Here is a 16,293-nt window from a genome sequence, read left to right as displayed (position 1 = left end):
TGGGTGCGTGTCGGATGACGGTCGCCTAGACGATAACCGTTCTCATCTAAACGAGGCGCTCCAGAACGGTACGAAGACGCTCAGCATCCCGACGAAGGGGATGGCACCCACGGCCACCGACAGGGCAGCGAAGCAGATCGCCGGTGTCCTGGCCTCGAGTCCGCGGAGCCGCACCGCCGCGACGAGCGCGCCGACCGCGAACGGGAACGTCACGAGGACGGCGTACATCGGCCACGACAGCGGCGCCCACGACTCCGCGCTCTCCCCCACGGCTCCGACGGAGACGATCGAGCCGGCGACGACGAGCACGATCTCGACGACCGGGGGCAGGGCGATCGCCACGTCACGCACCACCCGTCGCCGCTGCCGCCCCATGCGCCGACCCTAGTGATCCGCGATGTGCGTGCCTCCCCGCCTTCCACCAACCGGCCGTGCCAGGGTCGAGCCGTGCAGAACTCCACGACAGTCGTCATCGCCGGATGCGGCGACCTCGGGACCGAAGCCGGCCTGCGCTTCGCCGACCAGGGCCACCACGTGCTCGGCCTCCGCCGCCGTGCCGAGCTGGTCCCCGCACCGATCACTGGCCGGAGCGTCGACCTGCGCCACGAGGTCCCCGAGATCCCCGCCGACACGAGCGTCGTCGTCGTGGCCTTCGCCGCCGGCAGCCGCGACGTCGACGAGTACCGCGCCACCTACGTCGACGGCCTGCGCAACGTGCTCCACGGCATCGACGCCTCGGAGGCCGACCCCCGGGTGCTCGTCGTGTCCTCGACCGCCGTCTACGACGTCTCGGACGGCAGCGAGGTCACCGAGGAGACCCCGGCGCGCGGGGCGACGCCGACCGCCGAGGTCCTGGTCGAGGCCGAGGTCCTGCTGCGCGAGCGCGCTCCCGGCGCCGTGCTGGCCCGGCTGTCGGGCGTCTACGGCCCCGGCCGCGAGCGACTGATCGACCAGGTCCGGTCCGGGTCCGCACGGCTGGCCCCGGGCACCTCACCGCACACGAACCGCATCCACCGCGACGACGCCGCCGCCGCACTCGTGCACCTGGCGGCCCTGCCCGACCCGGCGCCGCTCTACCTGGGGACGGACGACGAGCCGAGCCGGCTGGACGACGTGCTGCGGTTCCTGGCCGACGAACTCCACGTCGCCGAGCCGTCGACGGGCGACGGTGACGCGCGGCAGGCCGGCGGCGACAAGCGCCTGTCGAACGGATTGCTGCGATCCACCGGGTGGACGCCGCAGTACCCCACGTTCCGTGAGGGCTACCGCGCCGTGCTGGCCGGCGAGGGCACCCGCCACCCCTGACGCGCACCGACGCGACCACAGGCGGACTGGAGGCCCGTGGCGACACCGCCACGGGCCTCCAGTCCGTCAGGCGGTCCGGTCCACTGCGCGACGCTCGCGTCCGCCCCGGTGCGGCAGGAACGTCTCGTCCCGCAGGGACTGCTCGATCTGTTCCAGGGACTTGCCCTTCGTCTCCGGCACCCGCAGGAACACCAGCACCCAGCCGAGCACGTTCAGCGCGGCGTAGACGAGCATCGTGCCGCCGAGGCTGATCCAGCCGGTCAGGGTCAGCGCGGTCGAGGTCACCAGCAGGTTGGCACCCCAGAGCACCATGGCGTGCAGGCTCGTCGCGGCGGCTCGGATCCGCAGCGGGTACATCTCGGAACCGACGAGCCACCCGACGACCTGGATGCCGCCGGCCTGGAAGAACATGAACGCCAGGATCAGCACGAGCGTGAGCACCGGTGAGGGCTTGCCGTCCTGCACGTAGAAGAGCACACCGAACAGGCCGATGCTCACCGCGGCACCCGGCAGCATCACGAGGGTCAGCCGTCGACGCCCGATCCGGTCCACCAGTCGCGACCCGACGAACGTCATCACGAGGTAGACGACCCCCACACCGACGTTCGCCCACAGGGAGTAGACGTGCGGGAAGCCGGCGTCGGTGAGGATCGTCGGCGTGTAGTAGATCATCATCTCGAGGCCGGTCAGCTGCGTGAACGCGGCGACGATGAGCCCCGCGATCAGGGCCGGCCGGACCCACGGCTTGCGCAGCTGGGCCCACTGCCCGGCACCGGCGCTCGGTTCGGCCTCGTCGAGCTTGCGGATGTCGTCGAGCTCGTCCTCGGCGGCACGGTGGTCGGGCCGCAGCCAGCGCAGCACCCGACGGGCCGGACCGATGCGGTCCTGCGACACGAACCAGCGCGGGCTCTCGGGCAGGCGGAGCATCCCGAGCAGCAACACGATGGCGGGGGCGGCGGCGACCCCGATCATGAAGCGCCAGGACACGACGCCGTTCAGGGTCACCCCGACGACGGCGGCGGACAGGATGCCGACGCCGATCGCGCAGTTGAACACCGTGACCAGGCTGCCGCGGCGGGGACCCGGGGCGATCTCGGCGATGTAGGTGGGGATCGTCTGGGTCGAACCACCCACCGCCAGGCCGAGGAACAGCCGGCTGAGGATCAGGAACACCGGGCTCGGCGACACCGCGGCGAAGAGCACGCCCAGGCCGAAGACGCCCGCGATGAGCAGGATGGTCCGCCGCCGGCCGATCTTCGCCGAGATCGGACCCGTGACGAGGGCACCGAGGATCGCGCCGACCAGGATCGACGCGGTGATGAACTCCTTGACGCCGGAGCCGATCGAGAACTCCTTGCCGATCTCGATGAGCGTGCCCGAGATGACACCGGTGTCGTAGCCGTAGAGCAGCCCGCCGAGTGCGGCGACGAACGCGACCCGGGTGACGTGCCGCTTCGTCGCGCGGGCGGTCTCGGCCGAACCGGTGTCGTCGGGGATCGCGGGAGGGACTCCGGGGACGTTCCCGTGGTCGTCCTCGTCGGTCGTCGTCGTCATCGCGTCCTCTCCGTGCCGGGCGCGCCCCGGACCGGCGGTCACGGTAGGCGGACCAGCACGAACGGACGTTGAGGAAGCGTCGCTCGCGCTCAGTGCCCGCGGTGGTCCTGGATCGTGATCCGGGGCCCGAACGCCGGCTTCCGGAAGCCCGAGCCGCCGATCAACCGCACGACCCGCTCACGGTGCCCACGCCAGGGTTCGAGCAGCTCGAGCATCCCGTCGTCGTCCACGGGAGCACCGGTCAGCGCCCACCCGACGAGCGCCGGCACGTGGAAGTCCCCGACGCTCGGCGAGTCCGGGTCGCCGTGGGAGCGCTGCGCGGTCTCGGCTGCGGTCCACCGGCCGACCCCGGGGATCGACTGCAGCTTCGCGGACACCTCGGCTCCCCCACGCCCGTGCGCCAGGGTCCGCTCGAGTGCGGGCGCCAGCTTCACCGCACGCATCACGGTGGCCGAGCGCCCCGGTTCGATGCCGGCGCGGTGCCACTCCCAGCTCGGGATCCGCGCCCACGTCGGGGCGTCCGGCGGCACCATCATGCCCGCGGGTGCCGGACCGGGCGCCGGGGTACCGTGCCGACGGAGCAGGTACCGCCACGCGCCCCAGGCCTGTCGCGAGGTCACCTTCTGCTCCATGATCGCCGGCACGAGCATCGCGACGACGGTGTTCGTGCGGAGCAGCCGGAGCCCGGGCTGCCGGTGCCGTGCCTCGGCGAGGAACTCGTGGCCCGAGACGTCGAACGACGACCAGTCGTCACCGCGCCCGAGCAGGTCGGGGGCGTGCTCGACCGCCCACGCCGCCCCGCTCCCCCACGCCGACACCGCGATGGTGTCGCCGGCCCTCCGGATCGCGACGGAGGCGGGACCGGAGGGCGTGCACAGCGCGAGCCACACGACGCCGCCGGCCACCTGGAAGGCCGGGTCGCCGGAGCCGCGCTGCAGGGGCCGCAGGGTCGACGCGACGTCCACCGCGCCTCCAGGCCGGTACACCGTGTCGACGCGAGTCGCGTCGCCGGACGCACAAGCTGCTGCCGTCGCGTCGCCGGACGCGCCTGCGGCAGCAGGCGACGAGGCGGAAGCGAGCAGGGACACACGGGGATGGTAATGCGGAACCACCGTCAGTCATGATGGGCACTGATCCCCACCACCCGACGACGGAGTTCCCATGCGCATCGGCATCCTCACCTCCGGAGGCGACTGCCCCGGCCTGAACGCGGTCATCCGCGCGATCGTCCTCAAGGGCATCGCCATCTACGGACACGACTTCGTCGGCTTCCGCGACGGGTGGCGCGGCGTCGTCGACGGCGACATCGTCCCGCTCGGCCGCAAGGACATCCAGGGCATCGCGAAGCAGGGCGGCACGATCCTCGGCACCAGCCGCACGAACCCGTTCGAAGGCGCCAACGGCGGCGTCGAGAACATCTCCGCGACCCTGCAGCGCCACGGCATCGACGCCGTCGTCGCGATCGGTGGCGAGGGCACGCTCGCCGCCGCGAAGCGCCTGACCGACGCCGGCCTGAAGATCGTGGGCGTGCCGAAGACGGTCGACAACGACCTGGGCGCGACCGACTACACGTTCGGGTTCGACACCGCCGTCGCCATCGCGACCGAGGCGATGGACCGCCTGCGCACCACCGGTGAGTCGCACTCCCGCTGCATGGTCGCCGAGGTGATGGGCCGGCACGTGGGCTGGATCGCCCTGCACTCGGGCATGGCCGCGGGCGCGCACGCGATCCTCATCCCCGAGCAGAAGACGAGCATGGAGCAGATCGCGAAGTGGGTGCGCGCAGCCTACGACCGCGGTCGCGCACCGCTCGTGGTGGTCGCCGAGGGCTTCGTGCCCGACCACGAGGACACCGCGCACACGGAGCGCGGGCTCGACGCATTCGGGCGCCCGCGACTCGGTGGCATCGGCGAGCGCCTCGCGCCGCTCATCGAGGAGATGACGGGCATCGAGACGCGGGCCACGACCCTCGGGCACATCCAGCGCGGTGGGACCCCGACGGCGTACGACCGGGTGCTGTCGACGCGGCTCGGGCTGGCGGCGATCGACTCGGTCGTCGAGGAGCGCTGGGGCCGCATGGTGGCGCTCCGGGGCACCGAGATCGAGCACGTCTCGTTCGAGGAGGCGCTCGGCGAGCTCAAGACGGTGCCGCAGGCGCGGTTCGACGAGGCCGCGATCATGTTCGGCTGAGTGGGGCGGGGCGGGCTGGGCTGGGCTGTTTCGGGCGTACTTGGTCGAATCGGGCGTACCTGGTCTGTTGTTCCGACCCGGTACGCCCGAATCCACCAGGCATCGCGCGCGTTCTGGGAAAGAACGGACAGGCCGCCGGACCCGTCGACTCTGCGCCGGGTCAGATCGGGCGTACTTGGTCGAATCGGGCGTACCTGGTCTGTTGTTCCGACCCGGTACGCCCGGATCCACCAGGCATCGCGCGCGTTCTGGGAAAGAACGGACCGCTGGCCGGGAGGCCCGGGGTAGCGTCCGGCGCATGACCCGCGCCGTCCTCGTGTCCCGTGCAGCCCCGCCCACCGTCACCGACGTCGACCTGCCGGATCCGGCCGAGGGCGAGGCCCTCGTCGACGTCACGTACTCGAGCGTCAACTTCAAGGACGGACTCGCGCTCGCCAGGAACCCCGGCGTCGCCCGGCTCGACCCCCTCGTGCCGGGGATCGACGTCGTCGGCACCGTCTCCGGGCTCGGGCCGGGAGTGCACGAGGTCGCGATCGGCGACCGGGTGGTGCTGAACGGTGCCGGACTCGGTGAGACCCGGCACGGAGGGTGGGCGGCGCAGGCGGTGGTGCCGTCCGGCTCGCTCGTGGTCCTGCCCGAGACGATCGACGACTCGTTCGCAGCGGCCATCGGTACCGCGGGGTTCACGGCGATGCTCAGTGTCCTGGCGCTCGAGCGCTTCGTCGCGCCGGACGACGGACCGGTGCTCGTGACCGGAGCGTCGGGCGGTGTCGGCACCGTGGCCATCGCCCTGCTCGCGGCCCGCGGGTACCGCGTCACGGCGTCGACCGGCCGGACGGCCAACGCGGCGTCGCTCCGCCGGCTCGGTGCGACCGACGTGATCGACCGCAGCACCCTGGCCGATCCGGGCAGGCCGATGCAGCGGGCGACCTGGGCCGGTGCGGTGGACAGCGTCGGCGGGGCCACCCTGGCGAACGTGCTGGCCTCGACCCGGTGGGGCGGGGCGGTGACCGCGTGCGGGTTGGCGCAGGACTCCGCGCTGCCGACGACGGTGCTGCCGTTCATCCTGCGGTCGGTGTCCCTGCTCGGCATCAACTCCGTCGACGCCCCGCTGGAGCTCCGTCGTCGGGCATGGGACCGGCTCGCGACCGACCTCGATGCGGCACTGCTGGCCGACGTCACGCGGACGGTCACTCCGGAGCAGGCGATCGTGGTCGGGGCCGAGGTGGTCGCGGGGCGCGTGCACGGGCGAACGGTCGTCGCCGTGGCCGGATGAACTCCTGCGCTGGGACGGCGTGTTTTTTAGCAAACGTTTGCATATTGGCACGCTAGGATTTCGAGTGTCGATTTCGTCCTCGAGGAGATGACATGCCGGTCCCCAAGTCCACCGTGGAGAGCTCTCCCCGGAAGCTCCTGCGCGACGTCGTGTACGACAAGATGCTCGCGGCCCTTCGCGACGGCACACTGCAGCACGGCGAACGCCTGAACGACGACGAGCTGGTCCAGTGGCTGGGTGTGAGTCGCACCCCGATCCGCGAGGCGATCGCGAAGCTCGTCGACATCGGCCTGGTCGAGATGGAGGCGAACCGGTACACCCGCGTCGCCACCCCGACCTTCGAGGACTGGGTCACCGCGACCCGCGCGACCGCGGGGTTCTTCGAGCTCAGCCTCCGCTGGGGCGTCCCCGAGTACAGCGACGAGGACGTCGAAGCCCTCAGTGCGCTGCTCGACAAGGCCGACCGCATGCGCAAGGTGCGGGACTACGGCTTCAGCGGCGCCCTCACCGAGATCATCGAGTTCGCTGTCGAGCACTCCGGCAACCCGCTGGTGCAGAACGCCGCAGTCGGTGCCATGGAACGGGTGCGCTTCACACTCAACCCCACGCCGGCGTTCGAGCAGTACGGGTCCGAGGCGTTCTTCTCGATCCTGCGCGAGGCCCTCACGGAGCGCGACGGCGAAGGTGCGGCCGAGGCCGGACGCGCCCTCACCCGCAACTTCGAGCAGCACATCGAGGCGGTCCGCGCCGACCGCGGCTGACCCGTGGTCGCCGGCGAGTGGGGTGCCGCCGATCCCTGGGCGGCTGTGCACGACGATGCCTACGCCTCCCTGCTCGCCCACGTCCGCGCCGGCCCCCGCGGTCCGGTGCCGGTCGACCTCGACGCACTGGCGTGGGAGTGGGACACCTCCCGCGGCCACGTCCGTGCAGCGGCAGCCCGGCTCGAGGACCTCGGCATCCTGTCACGCGGGCAGGACGGCACGTGGCAGTACGAGGAGCTGTCCGACGCCGACCTGTCGGACACCCTGGACTTCTGGGTCACACTGATCGGGCCGGCACTCCGCGCCACTGTCCCGGCACTCACCCCCGAGCTGCGCGGCGAGCTCGACCGCCGGGTCGCCCGAGCCCGCACGAGCGCGGCGTTGCGCCTGCCGGAGTACCCGACGGCGTTCTCGGCCGCCTGTCAGTTCTGGTTCGAACACTGCCCGAACGCCCTCGTGCGCGACCTCGGCCTGCGCGCCTTCGAACGGATGCGGTGGGCCCGGGTCCCGACGCAGCTCTGGTCGGTCCACGAGGTCCGCGCGTGGTTCGCCACCACGGCCCGGGCCGTCGACACCGGGGACCCGGCCGTGGCCACCGCCGCGGCGGAGGTCCTCGACGGTCTGTTCGAGGCCCACCGTCGGAACGTCGGCATCCCGCGGACGAGCCGACCAGTCGCCGACGCCACCGACCGCCGTGCGGGTGCGGTGCACCGTGCGCTGCTCCGCGACCTCCGCTCGAGGGCATTGCCCATCGGGTCGACGCACTCGCTCGAGGGCCTGGTGGTCCGGACGGGTGCCCCGTTCCCGGCGGTCCTCGAGGCAGTCCGATGGCTGCACGACCTGGGCCTGGTCGAGAGCGACGGGGATCGGTTCCGCGTCGTCGAACCATCGCTCGCGACCTGGCGGGACACGATGGAACTGCTCACCGGGGTCTTCACCCACGCGACCGTCCACGTGCTTCCCGGGCTCCACGGACCCGAGCTCGACGAGTTCCGACGACTGGTGGAACGAGCCCGCGCCGACGGCCAGGTCCGCGACCACCGGTACACGGAGAGCGCCTTCGCCGTCACCCGGTTCCTGTCCGAGCAGTCCGGCAACCGCTGGACGCGTGAGGCCCTGCGCCTCGTGATGGCGCGGCTTGCCTACGCGCTCCCCGAGGCTCCGGCGTTCCGGCAGTGGGACGCGGAGGCGCTCTGGCTCTCGTTGGACAGCGCCGCCGGCAGCGGGGACGTCGGGACCGCCCGGTTCGCTGCTCGTCTGTTCGTCGGCGTCGCACGGGCACACGTGGACGACGTCACGGCGCGGTGGGGCACGATGGGGGCATGACCGACGCGAGCGACGACGTCCTGATCCACGCCACCGGGGTCCGCGTCACGCGCTCCGGCCGCGACCTGCTGCACGACGTCGACCTGACCGTCCGACGCGGTGAGCACTGGGCACTGCTCGGGCCGAACGGCGCCGGCAAGTCCACGCTGCTCGCCGTCCTCGGCGCGATGGGACACCCCACCGCCGGCACCGTCGAGGTCCTCGGTCGCCGACTGGGTCGCGTCGATGTGCGCGAACTCCGCGAGCACATCGGACACGTCGATCCCCGCCACCGGATGCTCTCCCCGCTCACCGTGCTCGAGACGGTGCTCACCGGGCTGACCGGCACGACCGACCTCATGATGCGGTGGGAGCCCTCCGCCGAGCAGGTCGCCCTGGCCGAGCAGCACATCGCCGACGTCGGGCTGACCCCGCGACGGGACGCCCGGTGGCCGGTGCTGTCGCAGGGCGAGCGGGGTCGGGCCCTCATCGCCCGGGCCCTGATGTCCGAACCGCAACTGCTGCTGCTCGACGAGCCGGCGACGGGGCTCGACGTCGCCGCGCGGGAACACCTGCTCGAGACCGTCGACGCGCTCCGGCACCGGCACCCCGAACTCGGCAGCGTCATGGTGACGCACCACCTGGAGGACCTGCCGGCCTCGACGTCGCACGCGATGCTGCTCCGCGACGGCACCGCGGTGGCCCAGGGCACCTCGGACGAGGTCATCACGTCGTCGGCGGTCTCGCACGCCTTCGACTTCCCGCTCGCGATCCTGCGGGCTGAGGGCCGGTGGGCCGCGCGCCGATCCGCCTGACGCGTGCTTGAATGGCCGTTCAGTGTCCGCGGCCCGTGTCGGGGAGGGACCCGGCACCGCGCACCACGGTGTCACGCCGCGGACCGTCACCAGGGGGAACCATGACGAACACGCCGCCGCCCTACCCGGGGTCCGAGCCGCAGCCGAACGACGGGCAGCCCGACGCAGGCCAGCCGAACGGCCAGCAGTACCCGCAGCAGCCCGCCGGGCAGCCGTACGCGCAGCAGCCCGCCGGGCAGGCGTACGCGCAGCAGCCGTACTCCGGCCAGCAGCAGGCCCAGCAGCCCTCCGCCCAGGCAGCCCCCGCCGGCGCGCCCTACGCACCCCCGCCCAAGGCATCCCGCGGCAAGCGCGTCCTGATCTCCGTGCTCGGCGTCGTCGTGGCCGTGGTGGTGGCGTTCCTCGTCCGCCAGGGCCTGAACGCAGCCTTCAGCGACTCCACCGAGGAGAAGGTGTCCAAGGCCGTCGAGCAGATCCGCGAGCAGAGCAACCTGCCCAAGCAGGTCGACTCCGTCACGACGTGGACCGCGATCGAGGCCGAGGGCTCCGCGATCCACTACGACTACACGGTCTCGACCGACGTCGACCCGGCCTCGATCACCGAGACGGTCATCCGCGACGCCGTCGGGCCGAACCTCTGCTCGAACAGCGAGACCAAGAAGCTCCTCGACGAGGACGTCGACATGCGGTACACCTACGCGTTCGAGGGCTCGTCGAAGACCGTCGACACGACGTTCACGAAGGCCGACTGCTCCTGAGCCCCGACGCCCGTCAGGCGGTCGCGGCCCCGACGCCCGTCAGGCGGTCGCGGCGGCAGCAGCCTTCGCGGCCGCGGGCAGGGCGTCGAGGATCCGGCCGACCGCGCGGTCGTCGTGGGCGGCCGTGACGAACCAGGCCTCGAACACGCTCGGCGGCAGCGTCACCCCGGCGTCGAGCATCGCGTGGAAGAACGGCGCGTAGCGGAACACGTCCTGTGCCCGCACGTCGTCGTAGTTCCGAGGTGCCTGCTCGGTGAACGCGAACGAGAACAGGTTGCCGGCGTGCTGCACGGTGTGCGCGACGCCCTCGGCCGACAGCGCCTCGCTCGTGGCGGTCGCGATCGTCGAGGCCGTCCGGTCGAGGTGCTCGTACACTTCGGCCGTCGCCGCACGGAGCGTGGCGGTCCCGGCGGCGACGGCCAGCGGGTTACCGGACAGGGTTCCCGCCTGGTACACCGGCCCGAGCGGGGCGAGGAAGTCCATGACCTCGCGCCGACCACCGAGGGCGGCGAGGGGCATGCCGCCGCCGATGACCTTGCCGAACGTGATGAGGTCGGGCTTCCAGCCGGCACCGTCGGGGACGACCTTGGACGCCTCGAGGCCCCACCAGCCGGCGGCGCCGACGCGGAACCCGGTCAGGACCTCGTCGACGATGAGCAGCGCACCGTGCGACTGCACGATCTGCGCGAGTGCCCGGTTGAAGCCGCGATCGGGTGCCAGGACGCCCATGTTCGCGGCGGCCGACTCGACGATGACGGCCGCGATGCGCTCGGAGTGCTCGTCGAACGCCCGGCGGACGGCGTCGAGGTCGTTGTACGGCAGCACGAGGGTCTGCGCGGCGGTCTCGGCGGTGATGCCCGCGCTGCCCGGCATCGCCAGGGTCGCGACGCCCGAGCCTGCCTCGGCCAGCAGGGAGTCCGAGTGCCCGTGGTAGTGCCCGGCGAACTTCACGAGCAGGTCGCGGCCGGTGTACCCGCGGGCCAGCCGGATCGCGGTCATCGTCGCCTCGGTGCCGGTCGACACCATGCGGAGCTTCTCGATGGGGCCGTCGCCGTCCACCGACACCCGCTGCTTGACGAGTTCGGCCAGTTCGGTCTCGCCCGGGGTCGACGCCCCGAACGACAGCCCGCGAGCGGCGGCCTGCTGCACGGCCTCGACCGTGCCGGGGTGCGCGTGCCCGAGGATCGCGGGGCCCCACGACGCGACGAGGTCGACGTACTCGCGACCCTCGGCGTCGGTGACGTAGGCGCCCTTCGCGGACACCAGGAAGCGCGGGGTGCCGCCGACCGATCCGTAGGCGCGGACCGGGGAGTTCACGCCGCCGGGGATCGCGTTCTTGGCGCGGCCGAAGAGCTGGTCGTTCGTGGTCATTCGGGGGCCTTCCCGGTCGAGGCGATGCCGGCGACGTCCGCGGTGCTGCCGGAGGTGCGGAGGCCCGCTTCCTCGTTGAGCTTCCGCGCGATGTCCACGGCGAAGTAGGTGAGGATCGCGTCGGCACCGGCCCGCTTGATGCCGACGAGCGACTCCATGGCGGCGGCGTCGCGGTCGATCCACCCGTTCTGCGCTGCTGCGGTGATCATCGCGTACTCGCCGGAGATCTGGTACGCCCAGACCGGGACCGGCGAGGTGGCCGCGGTCTCGGCGAGCACGTCGAGGTAGCTCATCGCGGGCTTCACCATCACGATGTCGGCGCCCTCGTCGACGTCCAGCTCGACCTCGCGGAGGCCCTGGCGACCGTTCGCCGCGTCGATCTGGTAGGTGCGGCGGTCACCGACCAGCGACGACGACACGGCCTCGCGGAAGGGCCCGTAGAACGCCGAGGCGTACTTCGCCGCGTACGCGAGCAGCGCGGTGCCGCTGTGCCCGGCGCCGTCGAGCGCGTCACGTGCCGCGGCGATCTGGCCGTCCATCATCCCGCTCATGCAGACGAGCTCTGCGCCGGCCTCGGCCTGCGCGACCGCCATGTCGCGGTAGCGCAGCAGGGTGGCGTCGTTGTCGACGGAGCCGTCGGCGGCCAGCACACCGCAGTGTCCGTGGTCGGTGAACTCGTCGAGGCACAGGTCGGACTGCACCACGAGGGCATCCCCCACCTCCTGGCGAGCGACGCGGATCGCCACGTTGAGGATGCCGTCGGGGTCGGTGGCACCCGAGCCCTCGGCGTCCTTCGTGGTCGGGACGCCGAACAGGTTCACACCGCCGACCCCGACCTCCGCAGCCTCGACCAGCGCGCGGCGGAACGAGTCCAGGGAGTGCTGCTGCACGCCCGGCATGCTCGAGATGTCGACGGCGTCGGTCGCGCCCTCGCGGATGAACATCGGCAGCACGAGCTCGGCGGGGTGGAGCCGGGTCTCGGCCACGAGTCGTCGCATCGCGGGGGTGGCGCGGAGCCGACGGGGGCGGACCTGGGGGAAGCGTCCAGTCACGGGTGACCTTCCTGGTGGGGGGTGGTGGGGTTGAGTGCCTCGACGACGGCGTCGAGCAGGGCTTCTGCGGACCGGGTGCGCCCGACGGCGTGCACGGGCAGTCCGGCGGCACGGGCGTCGTCGGCGGTTCCGGGCCCGATGCAGGCCACGACGGTGCGGGGGTCGAGCGGGGTCATCCGGCGGGCGATCTCGCGGGCGACGCTGCCGCTCGTCACGAGCACCGCTGCGGGCGCCGTGTCGAGGGTGATCGGCTCGTCGCCGGTCCCCACGGTACGGTACGCCACCACGTCGTCGACGTCGATGCCGCGGGCGCGGAGCCCGTCGACGAGTGTCGGTGCCGCGATCTCCGAGCGGGGGAACAGGACGGTGCCGTCGGTGTCCGGCAACTCCTGCACCAGGCCGGCGGCGGACGTCTCGTCCGGCACCAGGTCGACGACCCAGCCCGCGGCACGGGCGACACGGGCGGTCGGCTCGCCGACCGCGGCGACACGCACCCCGGCCGGGAGGCCCGCCACGCGTTCCGACAGGACCGTCACGGCCGTCGCACTGGTCACCACCACCCACGCGTAACCAGCCACAGGGGTTCGGTCACCGATGGAACGCGGTGATCCGTTCCTCCCGGCCGCACCGGAGGCGACCAGGCGGCGGACCGCAGCGTCGAGCGCGGAGGGGTCGGACGGCGGAGCGTCCGTGATGAGGGGGACGACGACGGGGGCGAGCCCGCGGGCCCGCGCCGCTTCGGCGACCCGGTCCCCCCACGCACCGCCGCGTGGGACGAGGACGACCGGGGGTCGCGCCTCGTCCGTCGCGGGGGTGGAGGGTTCCGTGGTGACCGCCTACTCCGCCGGCGTCGCGAGGCCGGGACCCGCGGTGTGCGGCCCGTCCGTGGTGTCCTCGGCGACGGTGGTCGCCAGGTCGGCGAGGTCCGCAGCGCCGTTCTCGAGGAGCTCGGTCGCCACACGGCCACCGACCGCGAGCGCTTCGTCGAGGCGGTCCTGCGCCGAGCCGTCGAGCACGGCAGCGTGCGATGCCGTCCGGTACTCGGTGCCGTCGGGGCGGTAGACGGTCGCGGACACCAGCAGGAGCTCGGCGTCCACCACGGCCGTCGCACCGATCGGGGCGGAGCAGCCGGCCTCGAGCTTGGCGAGGACCTCGCGCTCGGCCGTCACCGTCAGGCGGGTGGGGGCGTGCTCGATCTTGCGGAGCGCGGCGAGCAACCCGCGGTCGGTCTCGTCCGTGCGGATCTCCACCGCGAGCGCACCCTGTCCGGGAGCACTCGGCCAGAAGCCGAGGTCGAGCAGTTCCGTCGCGGCCGACAGGCGGTCGATGCGTCCGAGGCCGGCGGCGGCGAGCACCACGGCGTCGAGGTCGTCGTCCACCCGGCCGAGGCGGGTGTCGATGTTGCCGCGGATGTCGACGACGTCGAGGTCCGGACGCGTCGCACGGAGCTGCGCCGCACGGCGGGGCGAACCGGTGCCGACCTTCGCGCCCTCGGGCAGGGTCTCGACGGTGGCGCCGTTCCGCGCGACGAGGACGTCACGGGCGTCCGCGCGCTTCGGCACGGCACCGATGGTCAGGCCCGGGTACGGCGCGGTCGGCAGGTCCTTGAGCGAGTGCACGAGCACGTCGACCTCACCGGCGACCAGGGCTTCACGCAGGGCGCTGGCGAAGACGCCGGTGCCGCCGAGCGAGGCCAGGGACGCACGGTTCGTGTCGCCCTCACTGGTGACGGTGACGAGCTCGACGGGACGACCGGCCGCCTTCGCGAGGCGGTCGGCGACGTCCTGCGACTGCGCGACCGCGAGCCGGCTGGCACGGGTGCCGAGTCGGATCGGGGTCGGACCGCCGGGCGCCGTGGCGCTGGGGTCGTTCGCGGTCGTGTCGGTCACGGAGCGACGCCCGCGGCGGCGGGCTTGAACCCCGCTCGCACGTTCTCGCAGCACCCCGGACGGCACACGTCGTACCAGGGGCCGATGTCGGTCATGTGCGGACGCTCGGCCTTCGGCGTGCCGTTGACCCGCTCGAGCACCAGGTCGACGAGACCGGACACGTAGGCCGGGTCGATGCCGGGGGTCTGCGTGCGGAGCGACCAGAAGCCGAGCTCACCGGCGGTCTCGGTGGCTTCCTCGTCGAGGTCCCACATGACCTCCATGTGGTCGCTGACGAAGCCGAGCGGGACGATCAGCACGGCACGGGTCGGGCCGCCCTTGAGGTCCTCGTTCATGTAGTCGTTGATGTCGGGCTCGAGCCACGGCTGCGTCGGGGGGCCGGAGCGCGACTGGTAGACGAGCTTCCAGGCGGGCTTCGACGTGCCCTGCAGGTGGGCGTGCTCGGGCTGCTCGAGGAGCTCGGCCCAGGCCTGGTCGAGGACGACCTCGCCGACGGCCAGGTGCTGCGCCTCGTACGCGCCGTGCTCGTCGAACCCGCGGTAGTCGGGGCCCGAGCGGGCGGCGTCGGTCGAGGGGATCGAGTGCGTCGAGAAGAGCACCTGCAGCTCGGTCGCGACGTCGAGGCCCTCGTTCTCGGCGATCGCGCGGGCCATGCCGTCGCGGACGCCGTCGATGAACGGACGGACGAAGCCGGGGTGGTCGAAGAACTGGCGGATCTTGTCGATCTGGATCGTGTCGATCAGGCCGGTCTCGTTCAGCACGCGGGCGTAGTCCTCGCGGTACTGCCGGCAGCTCGAGAACGACGAGTACGCGCTCGTGGCGATCGCGACGAGCTTGGTGTACCCCTTGTCGGCCGCCTCGGTGAAGGCCTCTTCGAGGTAGGGCGCCCAGTTGCGGTTGCCCCAGAGCACGGGCATGTCGATGCCGCGCGACGCCAGCTCGGCCTCGAGCGCGGCCTTGAGCGCACGGTTCTGCGCGTTGATCGGGCTCACGCCGCCGAAGTGGCGGTAGTGGTGCGCCACTTCTTCGAGACGCTCGTCCGGGATCCCGCGGCCACGGGTGACGTTCCGCAGGAAGGGGATGACGTCGTCCTGGCCCTCGGGGCCACCGAAGCCGGCGAGCAGGATCGCGTCGTACGCGGTCGGGGTCTCGACGTGCTCGGGACCGGACGCCGCCGCGGGGGTGGCGGCGAGGACCTGGCCGTTCGTGATCATGCTGGTGTCGGTCATGACAGCACCTCCGGGAGTTCGGCGGTCGTCACGCGACGACCCGTGAAGAAGGGGACCTCTTCGCGCACGTGCATGCGCGCCTCGGTGTAGCGCAGGTCGCGCATCAGGTCGACGAGGTCGACGAGGTCCGGGCTCTCGAGCGGCAGGATCCACTCGTAGTCGCTCAGGGCGAAGGTCGCGATGGTGTTCGTGAGCACGCGGCGGTACTTCGCGCCGGCGATGCCGTGGTCGCGGAGCATCTTCGAGCGCTCCTCTTCCGGCAGCAGGTACCACTCGTAGGAGCGGACGAACGGGTACACCGTGATCCACGCCTCGGGGTCCTTGCCGCGCAGGAACGCGGGGGTGTGCCGCTTGTTGAACTCGGCCTCGCGGTGCATGGCCATGACGTGCCAGACCGGCTCGGCGTCCTGGAACAGCCCGGTGCGACGGATCTCGCGCAGCACGGCCTGGATGGCCTGCGCGTCGTCGCCGTGCAGCCAGACCATGACGTCGGCGTCGGCACGGAAGGCCGAGACGTCGTAGAAGCCACGGATCGTGACACCGCGCTCGGCGGCGCTGGCGATCACGGTGTCGAGTTCGGCCACGGCGTCGTCGCCGACGCGGTGGACCGGACCGAGGGGCCGGCGGAACACCGCCCAGAGGGCGTACGCCGTCAGGAGGTTCGGGTCGATCCCGGAGTCCGGGTGACCGGTCTCGGCGGGTTCGGTGCGGGGGTGGTCGTTCGCGTGCGAGGGCGCGTCGGAGCTCATGGATCCATTGTCCTATCGGTTGCCAGGGTGTTGGCCGCC

At 72.3% G+C, this 16,293-nt stretch carries 16 protein-coding genes; 7 read left to right on the top strand and 9 right to left on the bottom strand.

Going from position 1 to position 16,293, the window contains the following annotated elements:
- Window positions 1-42: 42 nt before the first annotated feature.
- A complete protein-coding gene (locus KK087_RS06760; RefSeq protein ID WP_214531440.1) occupies window positions 43-375 on the bottom strand; it encodes a hypothetical protein in 333 nt (110 codons plus the stop codon).
- 72 nt (window positions 376-447) lie between these two features.
- Here KK087_RS06760 and KK087_RS06755 point away from each other — a divergent pair, with 72 nt between their 5' ends.
- Window positions 448-1,305, top strand: coding sequence for a Rossmann-fold NAD(P)-binding domain-containing protein (locus tag KK087_RS06755; protein ID WP_214564618.1), 858 nt, complete (start codon window positions 448-450; stop codon window positions 1,303-1,305).
- Between the two features lie 66 nt (window positions 1,306-1,371).
- On the opposite strand, the gene KK087_RS06750 is transcribed toward KK087_RS06755, so the two are convergent.
- Together KK087_RS06750 and KK087_RS06745 are read right to left on the bottom strand one after the other, a co-directional pair.
- The gene (locus tag KK087_RS06750; protein ID WP_214564617.1) at window positions 1,372-2,859 is read right to left on the bottom strand and encodes a sugar porter family MFS transporter; all 1,488 of its coding nucleotides are present in this window, start codon (window positions 2,857-2,859) and stop codon (window positions 1,372-1,374) included.
- An 89-nt stretch (window positions 2,860-2,948) separates the two neighbouring features.
- The gene (locus KK087_RS06745; RefSeq protein ID WP_439647690.1) at window positions 2,949-3,947 is read right to left on the bottom strand and encodes a DNA-3-methyladenine glycosylase family protein; all 999 of its coding nucleotides are present in this window, start codon (window positions 3,945-3,947) and stop codon (window positions 2,949-2,951) included.
- A 73-nt stretch (window positions 3,948-4,020) separates the two neighbouring features.
- Between KK087_RS06745 and KK087_RS06740 the strand changes: the two genes are divergently transcribed.
- The 6 genes from KK087_RS06740 (at window position 4,021) to KK087_RS06715 (ending at window position 9,964) form a co-directional block, all read left to right on the top strand.
- Window positions 4,021-5,049 (top strand): 6-phosphofructokinase, encoded by a 1,029-nt coding sequence (locus KK087_RS06740; RefSeq protein WP_214531437.1) that lies wholly within the window; start codon window positions 4,021-4,023, stop codon window positions 5,047-5,049.
- 298 nt (window positions 5,050-5,347) lie between these two features.
- Entirely contained in the window at window positions 5,348-6,325 is a 978-nt protein-coding gene (locus KK087_RS06735) for an acrylyl-CoA reductase family protein (protein WP_214564616.1), read from the top strand.
- Window positions 6,326-6,417: 92 nt separating this feature from the next.
- The gene (locus KK087_RS06730) at window positions 6,418-7,086 is read left to right on the top strand and encodes a GntR family transcriptional regulator (protein WP_214564615.1); all 669 of its coding nucleotides are present in this window, start codon (window positions 6,418-6,420) and stop codon (window positions 7,084-7,086) included.
- A gap of 3 nt (window positions 7,087-7,089) precedes the next feature.
- Window positions 7,090-8,412, top strand: a complete 1,323-nt coding sequence (locus KK087_RS06725; RefSeq protein WP_214564614.1) for a hypothetical protein — start codon at window positions 7,090-7,092, stop codon at window positions 8,410-8,412.
- A complete protein-coding gene (locus tag KK087_RS06720; RefSeq protein WP_214531301.1) occupies window positions 8,409-9,206 on the top strand; it encodes an ABC transporter ATP-binding protein in 798 nt (265 codons plus the stop codon). The genes KK087_RS06725 and KK087_RS06720 overlap by 4 nt, the downstream gene beginning before the upstream one ends.
- A gap of 101 nt (window positions 9,207-9,307) precedes the next feature.
- A complete protein-coding gene (locus tag KK087_RS06715; RefSeq protein WP_214564613.1) occupies window positions 9,308-9,964 on the top strand; it encodes a hypothetical protein in 657 nt (218 codons plus the stop codon).
- Between the two features lie 39 nt (window positions 9,965-10,003).
- On the opposite strand, the gene hemL is transcribed toward KK087_RS06715, so the two are convergent.
- From hemL to hemQ, 6 genes are all read right to left on the bottom strand, one after another.
- Window positions 10,004-11,335 (bottom strand): glutamate-1-semialdehyde 2,1-aminomutase, encoded by a 1,332-nt coding sequence (hemL, locus tag KK087_RS06710; protein ID WP_214564612.1) that lies wholly within the window; start codon window positions 11,333-11,335, stop codon window positions 10,004-10,006.
- Complete coding sequence (hemB, locus tag KK087_RS06705) at window positions 11,332-12,387, bottom strand: porphobilinogen synthase (RefSeq protein ID WP_307858396.1); 1,056 nt, start codon at window positions 12,385-12,387, stop codon at window positions 11,332-11,334. Before hemB ends, hemL begins: the two co-directional genes overlap by 4 nt.
- Entirely contained in the window at window positions 12,384-12,965 is a 582-nt protein-coding gene (locus tag KK087_RS06700) for a uroporphyrinogen-III synthase (protein WP_307858395.1), read from the bottom strand. The genes hemB and KK087_RS06700 overlap by 4 nt, the downstream gene beginning before the upstream one ends.
- 258 nt (window positions 12,966-13,223) lie before the next feature.
- On the bottom strand, window positions 13,224-14,276 hold the full coding sequence (gene hemC / locus KK087_RS06695) for a hydroxymethylbilane synthase (RefSeq protein ID WP_214531304.1): 1,053 nt from the start codon (window positions 14,274-14,276) through the stop codon (window positions 13,224-13,226).
- Window positions 14,273-15,505 carry a ferrochelatase gene (locus tag KK087_RS06690; RefSeq protein WP_214531305.1) on the bottom strand — a complete coding sequence of 411 codons (1,233 nt, stop codon included), beginning with the start codon at window positions 15,503-15,505 and terminating at the stop codon, window positions 14,273-14,275. Before KK087_RS06690 ends, hemC begins: the two co-directional genes overlap by 4 nt.
- A complete protein-coding gene (gene hemQ, locus KK087_RS06685) occupies window positions 15,502-16,254 on the bottom strand; it encodes a hydrogen peroxide-dependent heme synthase (RefSeq protein WP_250900886.1) in 753 nt (250 codons plus the stop codon). Before hemQ ends, KK087_RS06690 begins: the two co-directional genes overlap by 4 nt.
- Window positions 16,255-16,293 lie beyond the last annotated feature (39 nt).

It is taken from the genome of Curtobacterium aurantiacum (assembly GCF_018598555.1).
In the GTDB taxonomy this organism is placed as follows: Bacteria; Actinomycetota; Actinomycetes; order Actinomycetales; family Microbacteriaceae; genus Curtobacterium; species Curtobacterium aurantiacum.
Note: the sequence above shows the minus strand (reverse complement) of the source record. Positions and strands in the feature narration are given on the sequence as shown.